The organism is Mesorhizobium sp. M7A.F.Ca.CA.002.04.1.1 (genome assembly GCF_004022805.1).
GTDB classification, from domain to species: domain Bacteria; phylum Pseudomonadota; class Alphaproteobacteria; order Rhizobiales; family Rhizobiaceae; genus Mesorhizobium; species Mesorhizobium ciceri.
In genome coordinates, this window is record NZ_RZPL01000736.1 from 1 (window position 1) to 2,730 (window position 2,730).

Genomic DNA, 2,730 nt, shown 5'->3' on the forward strand with positions numbered 1-2,730 from the left:
AGCGTGAAGCCATAGGTGGTCTGGAAGGCCGGCAGTGCAGCCGCCGAATTGACGAACTCGGCAGAAGCCGCCAGCACCACCTGACCGCCGCCCGCGACATATTTGCCGAAGTCGGTGAGCGTGGCGAGCTTGTTGGTCTCGGCGACTTCCTTGCGCAGCGCAATCGCCCAGGTGTTGTTTGCGGGCGACGGCGACAGCCAGACGATCTTGTTGGCGTCGTAGTCGAGCTTCTTGGCCGTTTCATAGGCCTTGGCGGCATCCTTCCAGACCGGGTCGTCGGCCTTCTCGAAGAAGAAGGCGGCGTTGCCGGTGTATTCGGGATAGATGTCGATCTCGCCAGCGGTGATCGCCTTGCGCACCACCGGCGTGCCGCCGAGCTGGATGCGGTCCGATGTCTTGATGTTGTTGGCGTTGAGGACGAGCTGGATGATGTTGCCGAGCACGCCGCCCTCGGTGTCGATCTTCGAAGAGACAACCACCTGGGCATTGGCGGAAGCCACCGTGATGCCGAGCGCCAATGCCGCGCCGGCCAGAAACTTGACTGAAAACATTGTGGAACCCCTAGCTATGAACCGAAACGCGATGACCGCATATGAGCATGGCTTCAACGGCCAGTCGGGGCACACGGTTTCATAACAAGGGGGATCAGCGCAATATTTTTGTTCGGAAGGCCGATTTTGAGGCGACGCTGGCGATCTGCTGCCATCTGGCGGATAATGCCATAGGGTGCGGGTGGCAAACACGGAGAGCGTGTCATGGCCATACACAAAGTCGGCTACCTCATCGGAAGTCTTGCCCGGGAATCCATCAACCGCAAGCTCGCGAAGGCGCTCGTTCAACTGGCTCCTCCGGAACTTGAAATGACGGAAATCGCCTTCAGGGATCTGCCTCTTTACAGCTACGATTATGATGCGGATTTCCCGCCGGTCGCCCGGGATTTCAAAAAGGCGATCGCGTCCGTTCAGGCCGTCCTGTTCGTTACCCCGGAGTACAACCGCTCGATCCCTGGCGGATTAAAGAACGCGATCGACTGGGCGAGCCGCCCCTATGGAAAGAATTCATTCGCGCGCAAACCGTCCGCCGTCATCGGAACATCGCCGGGCGCCATCGCAACCGCTGTCGCCCAACAAAGCCTGCGCAGCGTTCTGAGCTTCTGCAACTCACCCCAGATGAATGCGCCGGAAGCCTATATCCAGTTCACGCCGGGACTGATAACGGACGACGGCGAAGTGACGGTCGAATCCACCGAGGACTTCCTGCGCAACTACATGGCTGAGTTCCATATGTTCATAGCGAGGGTGCTTCAGGTGTTGCCGCCGGACGCATAGGTTTGGCGTCAAGCCGGGCGCGCGCTCGTCACCTTCAGCGCGCCCAGCGCCACGAAGCACAGGACGGTGACCGGAAAGACTATCCAGTTCAGCATCTCCCAGCCCCAGGCGTTGTAGACCATGCCCGACATCAGTGAGGCGCAGGCGACGGAGCCGAACAGGACGAAGTCGTGGAAGCCTTGCACCTTGCCCTTTTCCGACGGCCGGTAGGTGGAGGCCACCATTGCGGTCGCGCCAATGAAGCCGAAGTTCCAACCAAGGCCCAGCAGGATCAGCGACGTCCAGAACTGCCACAGCGCCAGGCCCGACAGAGCGACAATGGCGCAGCCGATGAGCAGGATCAGGCCGGTGGTCACAATGCGTTCGGCGCCGAAGCGATGGATCAGCGAGCCGGTGAAGAAGCTTGGCGCAAACATCGCCATGACGTGCCAGGAGATGCCGAGCGTCGCGTCGGTCTCCGACAGTCCGCAGCCGACCATGGCCAGCGGTGCGCCCGTCATGACGAAGCTCATCAGCGCGTAGCTGCCGACCGCACAGAAAAGCGCGGCGACGAAACGCGGCTGCGTGACGATTTCAGCCAGTGGTCTGGCGTCGCTGTCGGCGATCTCCACCTTGCCGGATGCTTTCGCCGGCAGCCGCAGGAAGGACAGGATGATGGCGCCGACGGCGGCCAGCGGCAGGATGGACACGAACGAACCGGCAAACATGACCGGCGCCAGCGATTCGCGGGTGAAGATGACAATCTGCGGCCCGAGGATAGCGGTGACGATGCCGCCGGCCAGCACGAAGGAGATGGCGCGCGCCTTGAATTCCGGCGGTGCGTTGTCAGCGGCGGCGAAGCGGAACTGCTGGACGAAGGCGCCGCCGACACCGATCGTGAGCAAGCCAAAGGCAAACAGCCAGAAGCTCCCTTGAAAAAGCGCAAGCGTGGCGATCAGGCCGCCAAGCGCCGTGACGATCGTTCCGGTCATGAAGCCGCCGCGCTGGCCCATTCTGCGGATGATGGCCGCTGCGGGCAGCGCGCCGAGCGCCACGCCGATGTTGAAGCCGGTGATCGGCGCTGTCGCCAATGATTTGTCGGGGCCAAGCAGATATTGCCCGGCCAGCGCGCCCACGGAGATGGCGATGGGGGCCGCCGAGCCGATGATCGCCTGCGATGCGGCCAGGATCAGCGCCGTGCGGCGCGCCTCGCTGCCTGCCTCGACGGCGATTGCCGTCATGATGCGTCCTTGCCGCGCCCCTCGCCACGCACCCGGCGTGACACACGGTCGAGCACGGCATTGACCAGCTTCGGCTCGTCTTCCTCGTAGAAGGCCTTGGCGATGTCGACATATTCGGAGACTATGACGGCGACCGGGACATCCTCGCGCTTCATCAGTTCGTAGACACCGGCGCGCAGGAT

The 2,730-nt window shown here is 62.5% G+C and carries 4 protein-coding genes; 1 reads left to right on the top strand and 3 read right to left on the bottom strand.

What is annotated here, in order from left to right; genetic code table 11:
• On the bottom strand, positions 1-551 hold a 551-nt coding region (locus ENZ75_RS27605; protein ID WP_281061296.1), incomplete at its 3' end, for a glycine betaine ABC transporter substrate-binding protein.
• A gap of 204 nt (positions 552-755) precedes the next feature.
• Here ENZ75_RS27605 and ENZ75_RS27610 point away from each other — a divergent pair.
• Positions 756-1,328: an NADPH-dependent FMN reductase gene (locus ENZ75_RS27610; RefSeq protein WP_013532242.1), complete on the top strand. Its 573-nt coding sequence runs from the start codon at positions 756-758 to the stop codon at positions 1,326-1,328.
• Between the two features lie 8 nt (positions 1,329-1,336).
• On the opposite strand, the gene ENZ75_RS27615 is transcribed toward ENZ75_RS27610, so the two are convergent.
• Entirely contained in the window at positions 1,337-2,548 is a 1,212-nt protein-coding gene (locus ENZ75_RS27615) for an MFS transporter (RefSeq protein WP_063167767.1), read from the bottom strand.
• On the bottom strand, positions 2,545-2,730 hold a 186-nt coding region (locus ENZ75_RS27620), incomplete at its 5' end, for a transcription antitermination factor NusB (protein WP_281061297.1). The genes ENZ75_RS27615 and ENZ75_RS27620, both read right to left, overlap by 4 nt.